General features: G+C 44.6%; 15 protein-coding genes. 11 read left to right on the top strand and 4 right to left on the bottom strand.

What is annotated here, in order from left to right; all coding sequences use genetic code 11:
* From ACYX4W_RS00325 to ACYX4W_RS00315, 3 genes are all read right to left on the bottom strand, one after another.
* On the bottom strand, positions 1 to 1,347 hold the full coding sequence (locus ACYX4W_RS00325) for an APC family permease (RefSeq protein ID WP_476074345.1): 1,347 nt from the start codon (positions 1,345 to 1,347) through the stop codon (positions 1 to 3).
* Complete coding sequence (locus ACYX4W_RS00320; protein WP_476074344.1) at positions 1,344 to 3,044, bottom strand: amidohydrolase; 1,701 nt, start codon at positions 3,042 to 3,044, stop codon at positions 1,344 to 1,346. Before ACYX4W_RS00320 ends, ACYX4W_RS00325 begins: the two co-directional genes overlap by 4 nt.
* Positions 3,045 to 3,164: 120 nt before the next feature.
* Complete coding sequence (locus ACYX4W_RS00315) at positions 3,165 to 4,205, bottom strand: serine/threonine dehydratase (RefSeq protein WP_476074343.1); 1,041 nt, start codon at positions 4,203 to 4,205, stop codon at positions 3,165 to 3,167.
* A gap of 204 nt (positions 4,206 to 4,409) precedes the next feature.
* Between ACYX4W_RS00315 and ACYX4W_RS00310 the strand changes: the two genes are divergently transcribed.
* Both ACYX4W_RS00310 and ACYX4W_RS00305 read left to right on the top strand, forming a co-directional pair.
* Entirely contained in the window at positions 4,410 to 7,388 is a 2,979-nt protein-coding gene (locus ACYX4W_RS00310) for a putative bifunctional diguanylate cyclase/phosphodiesterase (protein WP_476074342.1), read from the top strand.
* Positions 7,389 to 7,399: 11 nt separating this feature from the next.
* Positions 7,400 to 7,774 (top strand): PH domain-containing protein, encoded by a 375-nt coding sequence (locus tag ACYX4W_RS00305; RefSeq protein ID WP_118492099.1) that lies wholly within the window; start codon positions 7,400 to 7,402, stop codon positions 7,772 to 7,774.
* An 87-nt stretch (positions 7,775 to 7,861) separates the two neighbouring features.
* Here the strand turns inward: ACYX4W_RS00305 and ACYX4W_RS00300 are convergent, their stop codons facing one another.
* Entirely contained in the window at positions 7,862 to 10,075 is a 2,214-nt protein-coding gene (locus ACYX4W_RS00300; RefSeq protein ID WP_476074341.1) for a S9 family peptidase, read from the bottom strand.
* A gap of 70 nt (positions 10,076 to 10,145) precedes the next feature.
* Between ACYX4W_RS00300 and ACYX4W_RS00295 the strand changes: the two genes are divergently transcribed.
* From ACYX4W_RS00295 to ACYX4W_RS00255, 9 genes are all read left to right on the top strand, one after another.
* Complete coding sequence (locus ACYX4W_RS00295) at positions 10,146 to 10,769, top strand: NAD(P)H-binding protein (protein WP_476074340.1); 624 nt, start codon at positions 10,146 to 10,148, stop codon at positions 10,767 to 10,769.
* 107 nt (positions 10,770 to 10,876) lie between these two features.
* Entirely contained in the window at positions 10,877 to 11,713 is an 837-nt protein-coding gene (locus ACYX4W_RS00290) for a tRNA1(Val) (adenine(37)-N6)-methyltransferase (RefSeq protein WP_476074339.1), read from the top strand.
* 13 nt (positions 11,714 to 11,726) lie between these two features.
* Positions 11,727 to 12,215, top strand: coding sequence for a YgjV family protein (locus ACYX4W_RS00285; protein ID WP_474857448.1), 489 nt, complete (start codon positions 11,727 to 11,729; stop codon positions 12,213 to 12,215).
* A 303-nt stretch (positions 12,216 to 12,518) separates the two neighbouring features.
* Positions 12,519 to 13,091, top strand: a complete 573-nt coding sequence (locus tag ACYX4W_RS00280) for a hypothetical protein (RefSeq protein ID WP_476074338.1) — start codon at positions 12,519 to 12,521, stop codon at positions 13,089 to 13,091.
* Positions 13,069 to 14,094, top strand: a complete 1,026-nt coding sequence (locus ACYX4W_RS00275) for a glycosyltransferase (RefSeq protein ID WP_476074337.1) — start codon at positions 13,069 to 13,071, stop codon at positions 14,092 to 14,094. The genes ACYX4W_RS00280 and ACYX4W_RS00275 overlap by 23 nt, the downstream gene beginning before the upstream one ends.
* Positions 14,051 to 15,295, top strand: coding sequence for a glycosyltransferase family 2 protein (locus ACYX4W_RS00270; protein ID WP_476074336.1), 1,245 nt, complete (start codon positions 14,051 to 14,053; stop codon positions 15,293 to 15,295). The genes ACYX4W_RS00275 and ACYX4W_RS00270 overlap by 44 nt, the downstream gene beginning before the upstream one ends.
* On the top strand, positions 15,292 to 17,568 hold the full coding sequence (locus tag ACYX4W_RS00265) for a cellulose biosynthesis cyclic di-GMP-binding regulatory protein BcsB (protein WP_476074335.1): 2,277 nt from the start codon (positions 15,292 to 15,294) through the stop codon (positions 17,566 to 17,568). The genes ACYX4W_RS00270 and ACYX4W_RS00265 overlap by 4 nt, the downstream gene beginning before the upstream one ends.
* Positions 17,562 to 18,668: a family 8 glycosyl hydrolase gene (locus tag ACYX4W_RS00260; protein WP_476074334.1), complete on the top strand. Its 1,107-nt coding sequence runs from the start codon at positions 17,562 to 17,564 to the stop codon at positions 18,666 to 18,668. Before ACYX4W_RS00265 ends, ACYX4W_RS00260 begins: the two co-directional genes overlap by 7 nt.
* On the top strand, positions 18,665 to 21,130 hold the full coding sequence (locus ACYX4W_RS00255) for a cellulose synthase subunit BcsC-related outer membrane protein (RefSeq protein ID WP_476074333.1): 2,466 nt from the start codon (positions 18,665 to 18,667) through the stop codon (positions 21,128 to 21,130). The genes ACYX4W_RS00260 and ACYX4W_RS00255 overlap by 4 nt, the downstream gene beginning before the upstream one ends.
* Positions 21,131 to 21,154: the final 24 nt, after the last annotated feature.

Here is a 21,154-nt window from a genome sequence, read left to right as displayed (position 1 = left end):
TTAACCTTTTGATTTTTTGTTGCTTGGGGCTAAATGAAAAAGCGCAAAATAGAGCAGTGCGCCTACAGCTAGTTCACCTAATAAAAATAACCATGCGTTCGTTGAAGATTGTGCAATAGACCATGCACAAACCACTAATGCAGCAAAGGGTATCAAACGTTTTAATGGGTTTATAGCGTTAGCGGATGAGCCTGTAGAACTCCCTTGTAAATAAGTCCTCTGCGCTTTCATTAGCACCACTACACACATTGCATATACTACTAGCCGCGCCAGCACGCTTGAAATTGCTAGCCATACAAAACTGCCGGTAAGTGCCATGGTACCGGCAAAAATCCCCAGTATAGTTATGGAAACGGCTGGGGTAGCAAAGGTCGAGTGAACTTCACCTAGCTTATTACCTAGTCTACCGGGAATAAGAGACTGCTGCGCCATAGAGAACGTAAGCCGAGAGGTAGATATCATGTTCGCCAATAGGTTACCGGCAACCGACACCACGGCGGTAAGCGTCATTATCAGCGCTCCGGTTTCGCCAAATATCACATTAGCAAGGGCAATAAGTGGTGCGCTATCCGGCTTGGCAGGCCCTACGGTGTGCCAATAAAGCCACTGCACGCAAAAGTAAAAGATGGCAATGCCTGAAACCGTAAGCATCAACGCCCGAGGAATGGTCTTTTTCGGTGAATTAGTCTCGCCGCTGGTCACCACTACCGTCTCAAAGCCAATAAAGGCGTAAAGCGTAAGTAAAGCACCCGCTGATATAGTGTCGAATGCAGGGACAACAGTAGCCGAAGAGCTTGTCAGCGCAGTAGAGAAGTCGAGCTGCCAATAACCCACAACAATAAGCGCTACAAAAGGCACGAGTTTTAGCACTGATATAGTATCTAGCGAACGCATAGCGGCCTTAAGACCAACAATATTTACTACAATTAATGCTGCTGTCAGCCCTATGATTGCATATGATTTTCCTGCGCCTGTATTAAGCCCGGGCCACATATAGCCTGCGTAAAGTAACAGAACGTGCATATTAGCGGCAATTGCCGTGGCTCGAGCCAAGTAATACACAAACCCCGTCTGAAACGCGGCTGCATTACCAAAGCCTTTTTGGGCATAAATGACTGGCCCGCCAGTTTCTTGATAGCGTACCGCTAACTGTCCAAAACACCAGACAATGGCCAGCATAAGTGCGCCAAAGATCAAAAAGATGTAGGGGCTGAAAGCACCAAGCTCTGCTGCCATTTTAGCGGGCAGTGCAAAAATGCCTGCCCCAATAAGACCGTTTAATACTAAAAGGGCGGCGCCAATGCCGCCGATCCCTTTGGTTAAAAGGCTTTTGTTTTCGCTACTCATTTAGAGAAAACTTCCTCTCCAGCCACATAGGTGGCGTGAACTTCGGTTTTCCAAATATCTTTAGCGTCTATGCTGAAAATATCTTGGTCTACCAAAATGAAATCAGCCCATTTCCCTGGCGTTAATGTGCCTAAAGTATCTTCCATATGCCCTGCGTAGGCTGCATCTAAAGTAAACCCCTTGAAGGCCTGCTCAATGGTTAAGGCTTCGTGGGCATACCAGCCTTTTACCGGTTGGTTGTTTCTGTCTTGACGTGTAACCGCAGCGTGAAGACCATAAAACGGGTTAGCAAGCTCTACAGGAAAATCTGAACCTAAGGGGAGGGCAATGCCCGAATCGAGTAGCGTTTTCCATGCATAAGCGCCTTTCATTCGATCTTTGCCAAGACGATCTTCCGCCATGTTTTTATCGCTGGTGGCGTGAGTAGGCTGCATAGAAGGTAACACCTTTAGCGACGCAAAGCGGGCTAGGTCGTCAGGCGCTATAACTTGCGCGTGTTCTATGCGGTTGCGCAACTCGCTGCCGCCAATATTTTTAAACGTAGTTTCAAACTCGTTTAGCGCAACATGATTCGCCTTATCGCCAATAGCGTGATAGTTAAGCTGGAAGCCCGCACCAATAACCGTGGTGAAAAGCTGTGTCATATCTTCTGGTTGAGTTAACAGCAATCCATGTTGATGGGGCGCATCTGAGTACGGTTCGAGTAATGCTGCACCCCGACTACCTAGGGCACCATCGCCATAGGCTTTCACTGAACGAATATACAAAAAGTCGTCTTCATCACGAATTGCACCGTTGCTCAACATGGTAGAAAGTTCGGGGTCAGTCGCGCTCACCATTGCATAAATACGTACAGGTAAGTCGCCTTCTACCGCTTCTTTTAAATAGAAGTCGTAAACGTCTCTGCCCACACCAGCATCGTGCATTGACGTAATCCCATTTGCTAGTAAGTGCTCACCTGCGGCATTCAATTGCTGCTCGTATATCGCGTTACTGGCTTTCGGTAAGTGTTCTTCAATTAACAGTGATGCGTTATCGATGAATACACCAGTAGGTTGGCCGTTAGCATCCTTAATAATTTCACCACCAACAGGGGACTGAGTGTCTTTTGTGATGCCAGCTAGCTCCATAGCTTTTGTGTTAACCCACGCCGCATGACCGTCCACTCGAGTAAGCATTACAGGTTTATCTGAAACAACTTTGTCCAAATCAGCAGTTGTTGGAAACGCTCTGTCAGACCATAATTCTTGGTTCCAGCCGCGCCCGGTAATCCAAGCTTGTTGTCCGTTTGCAAAAGCGTATTCGGCAACCATTTTAGCTGCGTCTTGGGCACTTGTACTTTCTCGCAAGTTTACTTCTAGTAAGTTTGCCCCTAGGCCGAGAAGGTGACCATGAGCGTCGATAAGACCAGGCAGCATGACTTTACCTTCGCCGTCGATGGTGTCATCAACAGAGGTTTTACCTTTATCTACATCTAGTGCAACGACCTTACCTTCGTCTAAAAGAAGATTTTTAAAAGTAGTGAGTTCACCCTTTTCATTTAAGGTGTAGCCTTTTACGTTCTCAACCAGGGTGGCTGCCTCAACACTAAGCGCAGTGGTCATGGCGGTCAGTGTTGCCGCTGTGGCAAATGTTGCTGCGAGTAGTTTTGAAAGCGAATGCTTTTTAAATGTCAGCGTAGACAATGTAGAGTTCATAGTGAGTTTCTGCCTGTTTGTTTTTCTATTCTTAGTATTAAATCGTACTATTCGCTTAAGTTCTTTTTAAAACGAAAAAAGCGAAATACCGCTTTGCTAAGTCTGAGCTTGGACCTGCGACTATGCCTCAGCGTCTTTAAGTTCTTCTAATTCGTCAGCGTCTTCAAAATCCAGGATAGGAGGCTGCAATAAAAAGTCTCTTTCCCAAATTTTTGCCATATTCGATTGGCTAATGTTGCCACCACTTAATATTACAAGAGCGGTTTGCCCAGGAGGAGTGTTCGCCGCCCAAGCTGCTACAGCGGCCATCGTCATTGCACATGTTGGCTCTATATGAAGCTTTAGTAGGTGGTGCAACCATTGCGTCCAATAAGCAATTTGTAGCTCGTCTACTTCATAAAAATCGTCAAGCTCCTGAAGTATAGGAAAGGTTACATCGCCCACTGAAGGGGTGGCTGCGCCATCAGCTAGGGTATTTGGCGTATGCTGCAACGATACTATCTCGCCCGCCTGTAGCGACATGGATGCGTCGTTTGCCTCAGCGGGTTCTGCGCCGATAACCAAAGCATCGGGCTGCAATTCACGGGTTGCCAGCAAGGTACCAGATAGCAGACCGCCACCGCCGCAAGGTGCAAAAACGGCGTCCACATCGCCTATTTCATTTAACGCTTCTAATGCCACTGTGCCTTGCCCCGCCACTATGTCTTCATGATTGAACGGCGGTATCCATACAGTGTCTAGTGCCTTTGATGCTTGCTCTACTGCTGCGTCGGCCTCTGGGCGAGTAGGATACAACTTTAATTCTGCACCATAGCTTTGCGTTGCCGCAGCTTTAATTGGCGAAATGGTCTCGCTCGCGAAAATTGTAGCGCTACAACCGAAATGTGCGGCTGCATAAGCAACAGCTTGTGCATGATTTCCAGAGCTATTGGCAACCACATGTTTTGGTAGGCGGCCTTCCTCTTTCAAACGTGCCAGAAAATTCATTGCGCCGCGAATTTTGAATGCCCCAATGGTTTGTAAGCATTCTGCTTTAAACAAAATGCGGTTGCCCATCCATTTATTCAGTAACGAAGATTCTACTATTGGTGTTTTCTTTACGTCGTTCTTTATCCGTTCATAGGCTTGTTTTATATCTTCAAAATTTGGGGAGTTACTCATTAAGAAACGCTCTTTTAATTGTGTGTTTTTAACGCGTTAAAGTAAGCATGCCCTTTTTCGCGCTAAAGAAAAAATTAAATCTATACACTGCCAGATACTTTTCAATTACGCCAGTGTGCTGAAACTTTATCGTGTATAAGGCAATTCATATTTATTTCATAATTCTACTTTAGTCTAACTGCGCCAGTTTCCGGAGATAGGCACATGTTAAGCAAACTCAATCATCGTATTTACGCCTTACCAACGGTTTTGTTTCTCTTTCTCACTTTACTATTCGTTTCTGCGGGCGTTTTTATTCAAAACGACGAACGCCAAGCACGTATTTCTAAAGCCCAGTCAGTAGCAGAGCAGGTAAAGATAAGCCTAGAGGTTTTCTCGAGTGAACGCATTCAAGCGCTGCATAACCTTATGCAAAACTGGCCCACCTTCGAACCAAACCAAGTAGATTGGTTTAACGCGCAAGCCTTGTCATTAATGGGCATGCAGCGTGGTTTTTCATCGTTGGTGTTTGTTGATGCTAATGGGAAGATAGCGTGGGTGGCCACGCCATCTTCCGGCATTAAAACCCGTATAGACAACAGCTTAGTTGGTAAGCCTATGGAAGCGTTGGGCCTGAATATATCGCGCTTTTCTGAGGACTTGGAAAGCACGCTTTTGTATTCAGATACCGCTAAACACCACTTTATCATTATGGGTAGATCGATAAGCCCTCAGGAGCCTGAACATGGCTTTCTAGTGGCGAGTTTTGATGTCCAAACTATTCTAGGTGTGATGTTAGGCGAGTTAGTGGGGCCGCAGTTTAATTTTCAGCTCAAAGCCGACAATCAAACCTTATTTAAAAGCGGAGAATTAGTAAAAGATGGCACTATTGTGTCGCTTGCACCATTTACATTTCTAGAGCGGGACTTCCTTCTTACCATGCAGTCCCAGCTTAGCCCTTACAACGCAGGGCTTTTGATTATGCTAACGGGCTTGTTAATGTCAGCATTGGTTAGCTATGTACTACACAAACAATTAAAGGGTGCCGTCAGTTTATCGCTTAGCCATCAGCGTTACCTAACAGCCAGCGAGGCTTCTTTAGATGCCTTGCTTATTTACCAACCTACTGAAGGCGATTTTTCACTCGTCGAAGCCAATTCATATACCCGTTATCTGTTTCGTGGGGCGTGTGACGTACTGCGCTCCATGACATTGGCGGAGCAAATGCGGTATTTAGGGTTGGGTAACGAATTTATAAATGCGCAAAACGTATATAAAGATGGCGTACCTTATGAATCGCATATCGCTATTGAAAGTGATCAAGTTAGCCCAGAATGGATAAAAGTTCAGGTGGTAAAGGCGGGGGAAAATATCGCCTTAACAATTAGGGATGTTACCGAGCGTTTTCGGGCCCAAAATGATCTTAAACGCAGCGAGGAAAAATACCGTCGCTTAGTTGATGGCATGCACCGTCACTTTGTTTACACCAAAACTGTCGAGCATAACTTTATGTATGTGAGCGCGGGTATTGAAAAAATTTTAGGGTTTAGCGCCGAAGACTTCTGTGCGAACGAGTCGAGGTACGTACGACAAGTACCTGACGAGACCTTTGAAATACGCCAAACCATTGCCCGTGGCGAAAAGCCCGAGCCTTATGTTGTGCATTATCAAGGCAAAGTAGGCGAGCCATTAGCTATTGAGTTCTCAGACACCCCTATCCTCGACGAGCAAGGACTACTCGTAGCCGTTGAAGGCATTGCCCGCGATGTGACGAAAGAGCTAGCGCTGCAGGAAGAAGTGTATTTTCAAGCAAACCATGACCAGTTAACCGGGTTGTTTAATCGCTACGCGTTTGATGAAAAACTGCGAGAGATCCTTGATGAAACGCATAAAGAAGCTGTTCAGCACAGTAGCCAAGAGGCGTTACACCAAGTTGGTTTTAAAAAAGTGGCAAACATTAGCTCGCCTCGCGCTTACCACAAGCAAAGCGTGATGTGCTTTATCGATATGGACCGTTTCAAATTGGTTAATGATAGCTGTGGTCACCCCGCGGGCGACAAGCTTTTAAAAGAGATATCTACAATATTCAGACAATACGTAAACGGCCAAGACTTGCTTGCCCGAATAGGTGGGGATGAATTCTGCATTATATTTCGCAATCAAAGTTTGGATGAGGTAACAAACCGCCTAGACAAGTTATTGGTGGCGATTTCAAATTATCGTTTTGTTTATGACGACAAGTTATTCTTTGTAGGCGCAAGTATCGGCGTTATCGAAATCAATGAAAGTACACAAAGTGCAGAAGCATTGATTAAAGCTGCAGACAATGCGTGTTACAAAGCCAAACACCTAGGTCGAAACCGTTACTTTGTATTTCATGATAACGACTCGCAAATGGCCATTGACGACAGCGAAAATCAGGTTTTACATGCTTTACACCACGCGTTACAAAACGATGGTTTTGAGTTGTATAGCCAAGCTATTATGCCACTTAACGTGCCTAGCCAAGAAAAGGCCGCCCAACAAGAGCATTACGAAATTCTACTGCGTCTAAATGCAAAAGATAGCGGCCTTATAAGCCCGGGGCTTTTTATTCCATTGGCAGAGCGCCACGGATTAATGAACAAAGTGGATATGTGGGTGGTAGATAACACCCTTAAAACTCTTGAGAGTAACCCAGCTCATATTGATAACGTTGGCAAGGTTGCGATTAATTTATCGGGTATTACATTGGGCGATGAAATGGCGCTTCACAACATTACGAAGCGCATGCAAAGTACCTCTGTGCCAGCTGAGAAGATTTGCTTTGAAATAACAGAAACAACGGCGGTAACTAACTTAAGTGCAGCTAAGCATTTCATTTCTACCTTACGGGCCCTCGGCTGCAGCTTCGCTTTAGATGACTTTGGTGCAGGTATGTCCTCGTTCACCTACCTTAAAAACCTTGATGTTGATTACGTTAAGATTGATGGTTCTTTTGTGCGAAACATTGTTCACGATCCAATTGATCATGCTACAGTTACTGCGATTAATAATATTGCGCACAGTATGGGTAAACAAACGGTAGCTGAGTTTGTGGTCGATAACGCGACCGCAGAGGTCTTACAAGAGCTTAAAGTGGACTATGGTCAAGGCTTTGCTTTAGATAAACCTAAACCGCTGGCGCATAGAGTTCAATGGCGAGTTAAACTTGCCTCTGCCTAAAGGAAATGATTATGGGTTTATTTGATACCATCATGGGTAATGCAAGCGAGACAAGCGCTTCAGACGTACAAGAAGAGCTTACGCCAATACTCGCAGCTAACGAGACCGTTACCTCCGCGTTTAAACTAGTGCGCGATTTAAGCGTATTTACAAACAAACGCTTAATCCTTATCGATAAGCAAGGCCTAACCGGGCGCAAAGTGAACTATCACTCCATTCCTTACAAATCTATTACCCAGTTTATCGTTGAGACGGCAGGGCACTTTGATACTGACGCCGAGCTTAAAATTTGGTTGTCGGGTAAAGCCGACCCTGTTGAAATTGAGTTAAGTGCATCGTCTGCTCAGGCGGTACAGCAAAACCTAGCAACCCAGATGTTTAGCTAGTAAGAATCAAAAAAACCAAATAAAAAAGCGATGCTTTCACAAGCATCGCTTTTTTGTTTATTACAACTTGCCTAGGCCCTAACCCGATTAGTCTTTCAAGTTACGGTTAAAGAAGTTAGTAATCGTTTTGTATAAGTGAATGCCCGTTTGCTTACCACGAATACTGTGCTTCTTACCTGGGTAATCCATGGTTTCAAATGGAATCGCCAAATCTTGAAGGTGCTTGTATAGCATGGTCGAGTGCGTAAACAATACGTTGTCATCTGCCATGCCGTGGTAAATCAAAAGGTCGCCTTTCAAGTCTTTTGCGTAAGGGAATACTGAAGATGCTGTGTAGGCATCATCATCTGTATTAGGGTTACCCATATAGCGCTCGGTGTAATGAGTATCGTACAAGCGCCAGTCGGTTACCGGCGCACCTGAGACACCCGCTGCGAAGTAGTCGCCCGCTTTGAACATAGTCATAAGCGTCATGTAGCCGCCATAGCTGTGACCGTGAACACCGATACGCTTAGCATCAACATAAGGAAGTGTGCGCAAGAACTCTACGCCCGCAACCTGATCGTCTACTTCAATAAAGCCCATTTTTTTGTAAATAGGATCTTCAAAGCTTTTACCGCGATAGTTAGAGCCACGATTATCTAACGTGAATACTACGTAACCTTGGTCAACCCAGTGTTGGAACAGCAAACCACGGTTACCCGCCCAGCTGTTTGTTACCACTTGTGCGTGTGGACCGCCGTAAAGGTAAACAATAACAGGGTGCTTCTGTTTAGGGTTTTGCTTAGCGCTGTCTGGCGTGTAGATGCGATACTTAAGCGTTGCGTCATCCTTAGTGGTAATGTCACCAAACTCAGGTGCCGTCCAGCTGTCCATATAAGCGTGTAGCGGGTGGCCTTCTTCAACCTTATTTTCTTCAAGCCAAGTAATTCGCTCGCCGTTTGCACTGTTTAAGCTTACCTGTGCAGGGGAATTGATAGTTGAAAAACGGTCAATAAAAATTGAAGCATCTTTGCTAAACGCAGCACTATGATACGCGCCTAACTCAGTTACGCGTGAAATCTCGCCGCCATCTAAGGGTACGCTGTAAACATGACTTTCTAGCGGCGTATCTTTGCGACCAGAGAAATACAAACGGTTGTTTGCGGTATCAATAGCTTCAACACTGTCAACAACCCAATCACCTTTGGTTAACTGCTTAACTAACTTGCCGTTGTTGTCGAAAAGGTAAAGGTGTTTAAAACCGTCGCGCTCAGACGCCCAAATAAATTGACCCTTATCTTTTAGAAAGTAAAGGTCGTTGTGCAGGTTTACCCAGGTATTACTTATTTCTGTAAGCAATACGTTTTCTTTTTTACTGTTAAGGTCGAACGCGCGAAGCTCTAAGGTTTGCTGATCTCGCGTTTGCCACTGGTAAGTAAAGGTAGTGCTGTTTGGCATCCACTTACCGCGAGTAAAATAAATGTCTTTATCTTCACCTAAGTCAACCCAAGTGCGATCGCCAGAGTTGATGTCTTGAATAGCAAGTTCCACTAACACGTTTGGTGTGCCCGCTTTCGGGTATTTCTGTTCGATAAGCTTGATGTCGTCAGCATAGATTTCAGAGCGAGTAATTACATCTACTGGGCTTTCATCAACCTTGGTAAAAGCGATTTTACTTTCATCTGGCGACCACCAGTATCCAGTCATGCGGCCCATTTCTTCTTGAGCTACAAACTCGGCCATACCAAATTTAATGTTGTCGCCACCTTCTTTGGTAATTGCTGTCTCTTTACCTGATTCTATGTGTTTAACATAAAGGTTCTGGTCGCGGATAAACGAAATGTAGTTACCTTTTGGTGATAATTTAATATCGGTTTCAAACGCTTCGGTATCTAGAAGCTGTTTTGCGCCTTTTTCACCTAGCTTGTGATAGAAAACGTCTCCGCCCAGCGGGAACAACAATGCTTTACCATCGTCGGACCATTGGTAGCTAACAATGCCGCTACCAGATAAGCGCATACGCTCACGTCGCGCTTTTTCTTCATCAGACAGCACTTCTTCGCCGCTTTGAAGGTCGTTTGAGTCGAACAGCATGCGAGTTTGACCGCTTTCAATATGGTATTCCCATAAATCTAGGCGCTCGTAGTCAGTTTGCTTACCTTTTAAGAAGGTAACACGTTGGCCGTCGGGGGATACTTTCAATGAACGGGGTGCATTGCCATCAAGTGAAGGAGAAGAGAAAATGCGCTCAATAGTGAGCGTTTCAGCGTTTAAAGCAGTAGAGAGCATAGCGGCTCCAATTAAAAGGGCTTTTTTCATTTTTATCTGCATATTTGACTGTCGAAGGTTTGATTGTAGTTATATCAATTTATGATACAAGGTGCGACGTATGAAATCCGCAATGGTGCTAGGAGCGACAGGTTTAGTAGGACGAACGCTTGTAAATATGCTGTTACAGGACAGACGATACAATGAAGTAACCTGCTTAGTCAGAAAACCGCTTTCTTCTAGCATGTTTAACGACCCCTACAACAGACTAAAGCCTGTGGTTATCGACTTTGACAACCTGCAAGACTACCAAGGTTACTTCAGTGTAAACCATGTTTATTGCTGCCTGGGTACTACGCTTAAAAAGGCAGGGTCTAAGCAAGCCTTTCGCCGTGTCGACTTCGAGTACGTTCACGTAGCGGCGCAGCTTACCCGCGCTCAGCGCGCAGACAGTTTTGTATGGATATCTTCAGTTGGCGCTGATGCTAAAAGCAGTAACTTTTACTTGCGGGTGAAAGGAGAACTGGAGAACGCCATTATGCGTATGCCGCAATTACCCCATGCCTCGGCAGTTCGACCTTCATTACTACTGGGTGAGCGCAATGAATCGCGAACGCTAGAAGACATAGCGCAGAAAACGGCGCCTATATGGCAAAGCATAATGAAAGGCCCGTTAAAAAAGTACCGACCTGTTCATGCCGTGGATGTGGCCAGAAATATGATGTCGCTACAGCGCTGGCAATGAGCAGGTTTATAATAACTAGCAGAATATGTCACCAGCTTAACGTGAAGCGCAACCCAACTTGGTATAGAATGCGCGCCTTTTAATGCATCAGGTAATATGACTTCCCCATGTTCCGCTGTAAACAATTCACCGTAGCGCAAGATAAATGCGCCATGAAAGTGAACACCGACAGCCTAATTTTAGGAAGTTGGGCTAAGCTTCGTGCAGACAACATTAGCCACGCCCCGCGTATTTTAGATATTGGAACCGGCAGTGGCATTTTAGCCCTAATGATGGCGCAAAAAGCCGAAAGCTTTTTTCCGTTAAATCATAACAATGATGCACTTCAAGTCGAGGCTATCAAAATTGATGCCATCGAAATTGATAAGGATGCAGCGGCGCAGGCAGCAATTAACTTTGAAAATTCAAAGTGGGCAGGGCAGCTACATATCCACAACTGCGATTTGGCGGGGTTTGAACCAGCCTATTTGTATGACACCATTATTTCCAACCCGCCGTATTTCGAATCGCCAGCGAAACTTTCTAATGCCTACAGTAAGCAAAGCCACAATCGTTCAGTAGCAAGACAAACATCTACATTAAGCCCAGATGATCTTTTTAACGCTAGCAGTGCATTATTGATAGAAAGTGGACAAATGTACTGCGTTTACCCTGCGTCGATGGAAACTGACATTATCAAAACCGCCGCTGGTCATGGCTTATTGCTGGAAGCGATGCTTTATGTAAAGCATACATCGGATAAAGACCCTTACCTTTGTGCATTTCGCTTTAACAAAGTAATGAAGAATGCTGACGGCGGACATGCAGATTGTACTGCGTATGCAGACCATCAGCTTTTTACCACAAAAGTTGCGAATGAAAATGCGCTGGTTATTAGAGACCATGAGGGGAATTACACAAATGAATATAAAGCCCTTTGTCAGCCTTTTTACCTAAAATTTTAATGAGCTTATATAAATGAATATAGTTGCAGAAGGTTTTGGCGCGATAGCCGTTGTTTTAAATTTTATTGGGTATCGCCAAACCAATGTCGACAAATATTTGCTTATTTCAGCGTTTGCTTTAAGTGCATTAAGTGCCCATTTTTTTATGTTGGACGCTATGGCCGCTGGCATAGGTACATTGCTCGCAAGCGTGCGTAACTTTATTGCTATTAAACACAGAAGCAATGCTATTTTGTTTTTCTTCGTAGCAGTGAATCTTGGCTTTCTCGCCTATGAATGGTTTGTGTTAGAGCACAGTTGGATAATTTTTATTGCCTATGCGTCATCACTTATTTTTACCGTAGGTTCATTGGTTATCAGAAACACACATACCATCAGAAAAGTGTTTCTAGCGGCTGAAACATTAGGGCTGTTATACGCTTTATCCGTAGGCAGTATTTTCGGTACTGTTTTCAATATCAGTAACTTGATCAGTATTTTAAGTAAGCTTAGAAAGCCTTAATACTATTCTTACCACACTTATCTAATCAATTAGTCTAATTTAGCTCACTTTTAGCTCAAAAAATGGGCTGTTTTGGGCTTTCAAAACGCCTGATAGCACTCCTCCAAACGGTCAGGTTTTGGTATGCCAATCTGCTCTAAGCCTTGTTTTTAAAGGCTTATACCAAAGTTTAATGAGCTAAAGTCCAATTTTCTTTTGCGTATGTAAGCGTATCATTATCAATCAGTAAGTATGGTTTCAGCAATTTTTCCTCCGGATGTGCAGAAGTAGACTTGTCGTGTAGTAGTCAGGAGAGCGTGCGCAGTGAAATTAGTCGATAACAAACAACAAATTAATCAAACTGATCTGCTTGAGCAGTCTTTTCAAAACGCTATCAACAGCGGTTCTGCGGTAAATGTGTTTGAACGAGCACAACATTTCAAAAATACAGCGCCAGCTGGCAACAAGCCGCGTTTGGTAGAAGTAAGCACCAGTCTTGAAACAGAGAACCTTTGGAAAAAGCGTCTTAAAATGCTACTGGATGCGGAGAATAATCTTATAAAAGTTATACGTTTACGTAAAATTACTGCTATATTTACGGTCCTGAGTATCGCTATGTTTTTATTTTCCCTGTACGTGGCTCCTTCCATGTCTCCAGCAGTTTTCTACAGTTTGATTACTGTTGCAGCTTTCGGTTTGGCGACTTACCCAGCATGGTTCTTAGTTTCGAAAAGTAATAGAAAACGCAGAGACCATATCTCTAGCTTGTTCTACAAAAGCAACCACGAAGTTGAGATTGTTGACGGAACCATGAAGTTAATAAACAGGGCGAACTATGCAAGTGTAACTCAAATACACATATTGGATCGCAAACTTGGATTATTCACAAACCCATAGACATCACTATACCTCCAAGCTAATTTTGTTGCTTCTGGTAGCCTCTTGTTTGTTAGGAGGCTTACTTTTAGCGCCAATGGACGCACTAGGCCAACTATTGGCCTCTATTACTATCCTAGTTTTCATTTCTCTTTGTAGTAAAGAAGCGCGTCATACTCAGAAATACCAGCATTTATTCCGCATCTTTGCGCTCGTTTTGGCCATAGCACTTAGCGTAAGGTATTTGCTGTGGCGAGGTATCTATACACTCACCTATTCAGATATTTTTTCGATGATTGCAGTATGGCTGCTGTTCGCAGCAGAAATATATGCGGGTATCACTTCGGTATTAGGAGCTATTGTTAATGCTTTCCCGTTAAGTCGACCATTGCTCTCATTAGAAGGTATGGATAAATCTGCGCTGCCAAGCGTAGACGTTATGATCCCAAGTTATAACGAAGATGAAGAGATATTAGAGGTCACGATTCGTGCCGCACAAATGTTGGATTACCCAAAAGACAAACTTCATATTCACCTGCTTGACGACGGTGGTACAGATCAAAAAATCAACGCGGATAACCCTACCTCGGCAGCGTCAGCCAGACAGCGTCGACAAGACTTACAATCACTTTGTTCGCGCTTAGGCATTACCTATCACACTCGGGCGAAAAATGAGTTTGCTAAGGCGGGCAACGTTAATAGTGCAATACAAAATACGACGGGAGATTTGATTGTAATTCTCGATGCCGATCACGTGCCTACTTCTGACTTTCTCGACAGAACTGTCCCTTGGATGCTTAAAAACGAAAAGGTGTTCTTAGTTCAAACCCCTCACTTTATGGCTAACCCAGATCCAGTAGAAAGAAACTATTTCTCTGCGTTTACGCGCATGCCTTCAGAGAACGATATGTTCTATGGCACTATCCAAAAAGGGTTAGATTATTGGGGTAGTTCGTTTTTTTGTGGCTCAGACCGCATTAATGCGTCGAAAGCACTTGGACTTGGTTGGCGGCATTTCTGGTGACTCTATTACCGAAGACGCAGAAACCGCGCTAGACCTGCATAAAATGGGCTATGAGTCTGTGTATGTTGACAGACCTATGGTAAGCGGACTTGCTCCTGAAACCTTCGATGCGTTTATTCAACAGCGTATGCGTTGGGCGCAGGGAATGACACAAATTTTACTACTTAAAAAACCATTTAAAGCGGAAGGTTTAAAGTGGTACCAGCGGGTGGGCTACATGAGTTCAATCATGTTTTGGCTGTTTCCTTTCGCCCGCATTATCTTTTTACTCATGCCTTTAGCATATCTTGTGTTCGGGCTTCAGGTTTACCATGCCTCTATACTAGAGATATTCGCGTTTACACTACCCCATGTGTTCGCAACTTATATGATCTCCACAATGCTCTTTGGGCGAACGCGATGGCCCTTGGTATCCGAACTTTACGAAATATTGCAATGCGCATTCACATTAAACGCATTAGTGAAAGTTTTCTTGAAGCCGCGAGCCCCCTCTTTTGTCGTAACGCCGAAAGGAGAAAGCTTAGAAAAAACCTTTGTATCGCCGCTTTCTAACGTTTTTTACTGGGGAATACTTCTTATTACTTTCGCGCTAGGGTGTGGAGTTTATAAATTAATAACTGAACCACTAACCCGAGAGCTTACGGTAGTCGTATTGCTTTGGAATGTCTTTAATTTAATTTTATTGCTGTCAGTGTTGAGTGTTCTACTCGAGCGAAAACAGGTACGCAGCCAAGCTCGGTTGCCAGCCACCAATAGTGTAGTAATTAAAACTAAAAGTGATGAAGCTTGGGTGGGTGACTTAGTCGACCTTTCATTAGGTGGAGCAAGGTTGCGATTAAAAGGTAAAGGAGCATTCGTTCCCGAAAAGGCAACACTTTCTTCATGGAGTCATGCTTTAAATAAGAATGTACATATCGCTATTGTTGTACTGAACTACGATAGCAAATCTAAAATACTAAGAGTTCGTTTTGTTCCCGAAACGGACGAACAAGAAAACGAAGTCATCGCCTTCGCTCTTTGTGACAGCTTGCGTTGGTTATCGTTTCAACGTCGCAGAACCAGACCCATTTCTTACTGGTTTGGAGCTAAACACGTATTAAAAGTTGGATTAAAGCCAGCTTTATTGCATATGCTTGTATTAATAGGCAAATTCGCCGATAAATTAGGTCTATTGCCTAAATCGGTAAAGGACAAACAATGATTAAAAAATACTTTATCTTCATGTTGTGTTTGTGCGTATCATGCAGCCTCGCGGCCCAAACCGATACTTACAGGCTAACAGAGTTTTTCGGCGGTGACGAAACCCTGCGCCTACAAGGTAAAGCGGCAACGCTAGACATACCTATACCTCTTAGTTCGCTTGCGAAAGTAAACAGCGCTCGACTGCGGTTAGAGGTAATGAGCTCCCAAGCGTTGATCAAAAAACGCTCTCAACTTTATGTTAGGTTCAACAACGCGACTATCGGTCAGGTGGCTTTTGACCCTCAAAGGCCGTCTTTAGTCTCTGAGATAGAAATACCCCAGTCTCTTTGGCGAGCAGGCTTTAATTCACTGACGTTAGCAGTAAGCCAGCACTATGCCGAGCAGTGCGTAGATGGCAGTGCGCCAGAGCTATGGAGTGAAATTAATGCCTATACGTCAACGTTACAATTAGAGACATCAATCGATAACAAACCTTTTAAATTAGAAGATTTAAGCGGTTTCTTTAATCCAGGCATTGGCGGACAGAGAGACGTACAGCTTTACACTGCACGCGAGATCGAAAGTGAGCTAAAGCAACAAACTTTGCCTTTAGTGGCACAAGCTCTAGCGCTTAGAAACCAATACCAACCGTTAATTGTAGAGCATGACACCTTCGATGATGGTTATGTTTTGCCTCAATTAAAAGAGACTGAGGATAGCTATTGGGGGGAGGAAAACGTAGCGCGTTATGAACGCACTGCTTGGTATTTGGAACGAAAAGAAAAGCAGCCCGTTCACGTATTAATTGGCACCGTAGATGCTTTATCCCCTGTGTTATCTGACGAAGTAATAAACGATATTGACGGTGCATTTTTGAAAACCCAGCGAACTCCAGCGTTTGTAAAAGATGGTGAAGTAATTGTACCGGCGAGCTATCGGCTTATTGTTAGTGGCACAACACCAACTGAAGTGCTTGAAGCGGCAAAAGCGTTGGCGGTAATGGATGACGCTATCAATCCAGTCTCTCAGGTCACCATACTTTCCCAAACCCAAATGAAAGCAGACACGCTTCAGCGCAATTTTGTATTGGCTCCTGATAATCATTACACACTTCAAGATTTAGGCGTGTCCACATCGCAATTTAGAGACGAAGGCACCTTCAACAAACGAGTATCGTTTAGATTGCCCGCTGACTTTTACGTACCAGAGAATGCCAGCGTTAACTTGTTCTTAGATTTTGGTTATGGCGCGGGTTTCGGACCTGGCTCTGTAATGAATGTGAGCGTGAATGATGAGTTAGTTCACGGCCTAGCGCTTAATAATGACAACGGCCAGTCGTTTAGGGATTATCAACTCAGGGTGCCGGCGCGCTTTTTCAAAGGAGGCATCAACAATGTTGACTTTGATTTAAGCTTACGCGCGCCACTTGCAGGAGTGCCCTGTGACGATGTTTCAGGTAAGCATTTGGTTTTTCAACTGGCCGATTCTTCTGCTATCGAATTTCCGGATGCAGGAAATGTTGCTGTGCAGCCGAATTTGGCATTATTGTCTGAAACTGCCTACCCGTTTGCACGATTTAAATCGGCACCTGTATCCACAATTGTCATTCCATCAGATAACTATCTAGGTACCGCGCTCACGCTAACGGCTAAACTTGCACAAGTAGCGCAGGTTCCTTTGTTAAACCTGCATATAAGAGAAGGAAATGACGTCTCTACCGATGGCTCTGCTATTGTTTTAGGCACGCCAGAAACCCTCTCGCAAATTGAGCAAACCGAATTTAGCACTGCGATAGAGGCAACAAAACGCTGGTCTTATCGATTGCAAAATAATTTGTACAACCGCATACGTACGCTTACTGACGACATGTCTTTCAAGGTAATGCGTGTAGATGGGCACACAGTACAAGAGAGTGATTTAGGTGAACAGGCAGTGTTGACCGCCCAAGAGCATCCAACTTCATCCCAGACGGATACTATGTTCATTATTGCCGCGCAAAGTCCTGAATTGCTTCAGGCGAGAGTTACCGACCTGGTTAGCTTGTCAATGTGGGGGCAAATGGCTGGCGACTTCTTCGCCTGGAAAAATGCTTTATCGCCATCTTTGGTTATGCAAGTAAGCGATAAATATGAGGTTGGCGAAGCTGATGATACTTGGTTGCACTTAAGGTTATGGCTATCTAATAACCCGTGGTATTGGCTAATAGGTTTCGTAGCTATAGTGTTTGTGGTGAGCTTGTTTATATATCTATTATTAAAACGCAGAAACAAACAAGTGCAAGACTCATGGTAAATATACACAGCGTTTTAAGAGCAACATTTTTATTCGGTATCACGCTTTTGTTAATGTCATGTTCTACTGAAGAAGATAGCGAATTTAAGTCTCAGTACATTGCGTATAAGGCGCTGTTTATTGATGGTGGGCGGGTAGTTGATACCGGAAATGATGAGGTATCACATAGCGAGGGGCAGGGGTACGGCATGCTCTTTGCCGTTGCCGCAAACGATAAAGACACCTTCAACGCACTGTGGCATTGGACTAAAAGCACACTAATGCGTGACGACGGCTTGTTTAGCTGGCGTTATCGCCCTTGTGTTGATAATTCATCTGCTTGTATTGATGACCCTAATAACGCCTCTGATGGCGAAATTCTTATCGCGTGGGCGTTATTACGTGCGAATGAACGGTGGGGCGTAAGCAGCTATCTGGAAGACGCTAAAGCAATTGTGGGTGCTGTCGAACAGAAGTTGTTGATAACCCAAAGCAACAGCGTTGTATTGTTACCTGGTGAATACGGATTTACGTCCGAACAAGCAGGCAATATCAGTTTGCAGCTGAATTTGTCTTACTGGGTTTTTCCCGCTATCACTGATTTGGCAAAAATATCGGCTACGCCCGCACGCTGGGAGAAACTCTATAATTCGGGCTTTGCTTTGCTGTCTAAAATGCAATTTTCTTCTTACAAGTTACCAAGTGACTGGGTGCGTTTTACGCCCAACAGTACTGACTCAGACAATAAGAATATTGGCGCAGTAAGCCTAGACAAGGTGATATCGCCCGAATTCGGCTTTAATGCCATCCGCATTCCACTGCAGCTTTCATGGTCACCGAAATTTCGTGAAAATAATCAGCTAATCGAAAAGCTACTAGCGCCATATTATGCATGGTGGGCTGTTACACCTACGCCAGCTACTATCAACCTATTAAGTGAGGAAACAGCTGAGTACGAGATGTCTAAGGGCATGAAGTCGGTTCAGATTGCGGTAAACAGCCTAATGAAACCAGAAGCGGCACAAAAACCTAAGTGGCCTTCTATCGACCGTAACATGGATTATTACTCAGCAAGCCTAACGCTGCTCTCTATGTTGGCTGTTTTGGATAATGCATCGTGAAAGAAAGGTTTACACGCACGTCACTCTGTCTAGCCATCGGCGCATTGCTCACATCCTTTGGGTCGATGCAGGCGTACGGGCAAACTAAAACGACCTACAAAGAAAAAGATCTAGGCATACTTCCGGCACAACAGGAACAGCCCGATTTAACCGGGCTTTGGTATCACATTAACGAGCGACAGATTAAGCGAGCGAACGAAGAATTTACGCGTTTAAAAGCCCGTTACCCCCAGTGGAAGGTGCCGGAAGAAGTCGAAGCTGAGCTAAATAGAATTAATGGCCGAGTTAAAGGTACTATTAAGCCTGTAGTTTCAGTACCGAGAGTAGATAAGTCAGACAAACCTGAGGCTGACTCTAGGCCCAATGATTCGCTCGAAACACCCCAAAAACAGGTTGCCAAACCTTCCTCAAAAGCGCTTCCACTAGAGAGGTTTGCGCAATTAACGCCTAAAGCTAGAGCGACAACGCCAAAGCAAAAAGTAGAAAGGCTTGTTGCGTTAAGTAATCAGTTAAAGCGCACTGACTTTTACTTGCTCATGGGGTGGACTGCTATCGACAAAGGCATGTTAGAGGTCGCTAGCCAACAGTTTACTGCAGCTTTGCAATCGTCTGTTCGCGATATCGATAAACAATCAGCACAGCAAGGTCTTGACAGCGTTACAGGTATCAAGCTCCAGCAGGCGTTGACGCTGCGTGATACAACAAGGCTGGCACAGTTTCTTAAGTCTGACGACAATGGCTACGTAAAAGAGGTACTACAAGGCGCGGCGTGGCAGCAATATGATTTAAAAAATTATGACTTTGCCGAAGCGCTGTTTAGGATAGTAGAAGATAATGAAGGCCAGTATCTGGCACTCAGCGCGCAAAACAGCGATGTTGCTGAGCAAAACGCTTTCGACTTGGCGTGCAGTATTGATACAGAAGTCTTCATTCGACGCTGTGCAGATGGCCTGGCTAGTCGACAGGCCCAGTTTTACGATACAAGGCGTTACAAAGAAAGTATACAAGCTGGCGAAGCCCTCGAACGTTTGCGGCCTTTAAGCATAGAGGAACGTGCGTTAATTGGCTGGGCTGCAAAAGAAATACAAGACATTTCCACCGCAACGGCGGCGTTCGAGCAAGTGCTATCGAAAACGCCAAGCAATACGGTTATTGCGAATGAATTGGTTTCATTGAATCAAAGTAATGACACTACATTAAATCGCTTGGCCTTAAAACACAGTGCAGTGAAAAGCATTTTGCAAGCGCGCACGATACGCAACGCGTGGCCTAGAAAACAATTTTGGTTAGCCTATCAAAACGACGACCCACAAGCGGTTACCGCACAAACTAAAGAAGGCCTAAGTGCAGTTTACGGGATAAATACCCGCAGCCGAAGTGGTGGCGAGGGGCTTGGTAACTTTGATGTATTGTCACAATACATCGGCATTGGCAGCGGCTATAAAAACTGGCTTTGGCAAGTTTCATTAGACTATAAGCAGTTCTACAGCGGTTCTCCTCAAGTTGGTGACTGGTTCGGTGACAGGCAATTAGAAAGTGCATCTTCGGGCATAAGCGGTTTCGAAGACACAGGTGTTCGGGCTGAAGCCTATTATCAAGCGCCAGACTTCAACTTTTACGCGAATTTGGAATATGCCATGTTCGAGCAACCCGTTGGCGCTAAAGTAACCGGGCAAATCTCGGCGACCAAGTTTTTAGCAAATACAACCGTTGCGGCTACGCTATTTAGAAAAGCGAAAGAAGACAGTCTATTGAGTCAGACCGGAACTTTTTATGCCAACCGGGGAAGGTCTTGGGGCTATGTGATAGAAAGCGGTATTCGTGGATTGGTCGCCCATTCCATTGCTGACAATATGTCGGTTGCGGGAACTGCACAAATAAGCCGATTGGAAGGCGAACTCGTTGCTGATAACAGCGCGTTGTCACTTCGTGGTGACGTGAGCTACGACATAGCGAGTTATGTATCTCCTCGCCTTGATTATTGGCGTGTAGGGCCATTCTTAAGCTATACGAGTTACGATAAAAATTTAAGCGGTTTTACTGTAGGCAACGGGGGCTACTTTAGCCCGAGTCAGTTTGTCAGTATTGGCGGCTATTCTGAGCTGCTAACCCTAGAGGCACATAATTGGCAGGTTAAACTGCGTAGTTCACTTGCACTCTCTCGTGTTAAACAAGACGATGATTTACGTTTTCCAACAGGAGAAGCGTTTCGCCTTGAAGACTTAGATGAGATCTTTGGAGAAAACTCAGACACAGGTTTAAGCGGCAATTTTATGGCTGAAGGGCAATATCGTATTGACCACAACTGGATTGTGGCTGGCTATATTGGAAAAGCGTTTGCGGTCGAATATCAAGCGTTTGAAGCGGGTATTCAAATAAGATGGCGAGAAGGGCAGGGTAATGGTGTAACAAGCGATGAGCTTTTGCTGTCTTCACCAAGATTAAGCGGCTTTGCTTTGTAAAGCCGCTTCCGTTCAAAGGCCTAA

This window comes from Alteromonas sp. ABH4_454, from assembly GCF_056311775.1.
Note: the sequence above shows the minus strand (reverse complement) of the source record. Positions and strands in the feature narration are given on the sequence as shown.

Bases quoted from the DNA above. Each gene is read 5' to 3' on its own strand.
- ACYX4W_RS00285 (WP_474857448.1), top strand. From the start codon at position 11,727: ATGAATATAGTTGCAGAAGGTTTTGGCGCGATAGCCGTTGTTTTAAAT.
- ACYX4W_RS00325 (WP_476074345.1), bottom strand. From the start codon at position 1,347: ATGAGTAGCGAAAACAAAAGCCTTTTAACCAAAGGGATCGGCGGCATT.
- ACYX4W_RS00305 (WP_118492099.1), top strand. From the start codon at position 7,400: ATGGGTTTATTTGATACCATCATGGGTAATGCAAGCGAGACAAGCGCT.
- ACYX4W_RS00270 (WP_476074336.1), top strand. From the start codon at position 14,051: ATGCGTCGAAAGCACTTGGACTTGGTTGGCGGCATTTCTGGTGACTCT.
- ACYX4W_RS00300 (WP_476074341.1), bottom strand. From the start codon at position 10,075: ATGAAAAAAGCCCTTTTAATTGGAGCCGCTATGCTCTCTACTGCTTTA.
- ACYX4W_RS00290 (WP_476074339.1), top strand. From the start codon at position 10,877: ATGTTCCGCTGTAAACAATTCACCGTAGCGCAAGATAAATGCGCCATG.
- ACYX4W_RS00265 (WP_476074335.1), top strand. From the start codon at position 15,292: ATGATTAAAAAATACTTTATCTTCATGTTGTGTTTGTGCGTATCATGC.
- ACYX4W_RS00260 (WP_476074334.1), top strand. From the start codon at position 17,562: ATGGTAAATATACACAGCGTTTTAAGAGCAACATTTTTATTCGGTATC.
- ACYX4W_RS00310 (WP_476074342.1), top strand. From the start codon at position 4,410: ATGTTAAGCAAACTCAATCATCGTATTTACGCCTTACCAACGGTTTTG.
- ACYX4W_RS00315 (WP_476074343.1), bottom strand. From the start codon at position 4,205: ATGAGTAACTCCCCAAATTTTGAAGATATAAAACAAGCCTATGAACGG.
- ACYX4W_RS00320 (WP_476074344.1), bottom strand. From the start codon at position 3,044: ATGAACTCTACATTGTCTACGCTGACATTTAAAAAGCATTCGCTTTCA.
- ACYX4W_RS00295 (WP_476074340.1), top strand. From the start codon at position 10,146: ATGAAATCCGCAATGGTGCTAGGAGCGACAGGTTTAGTAGGACGAACG.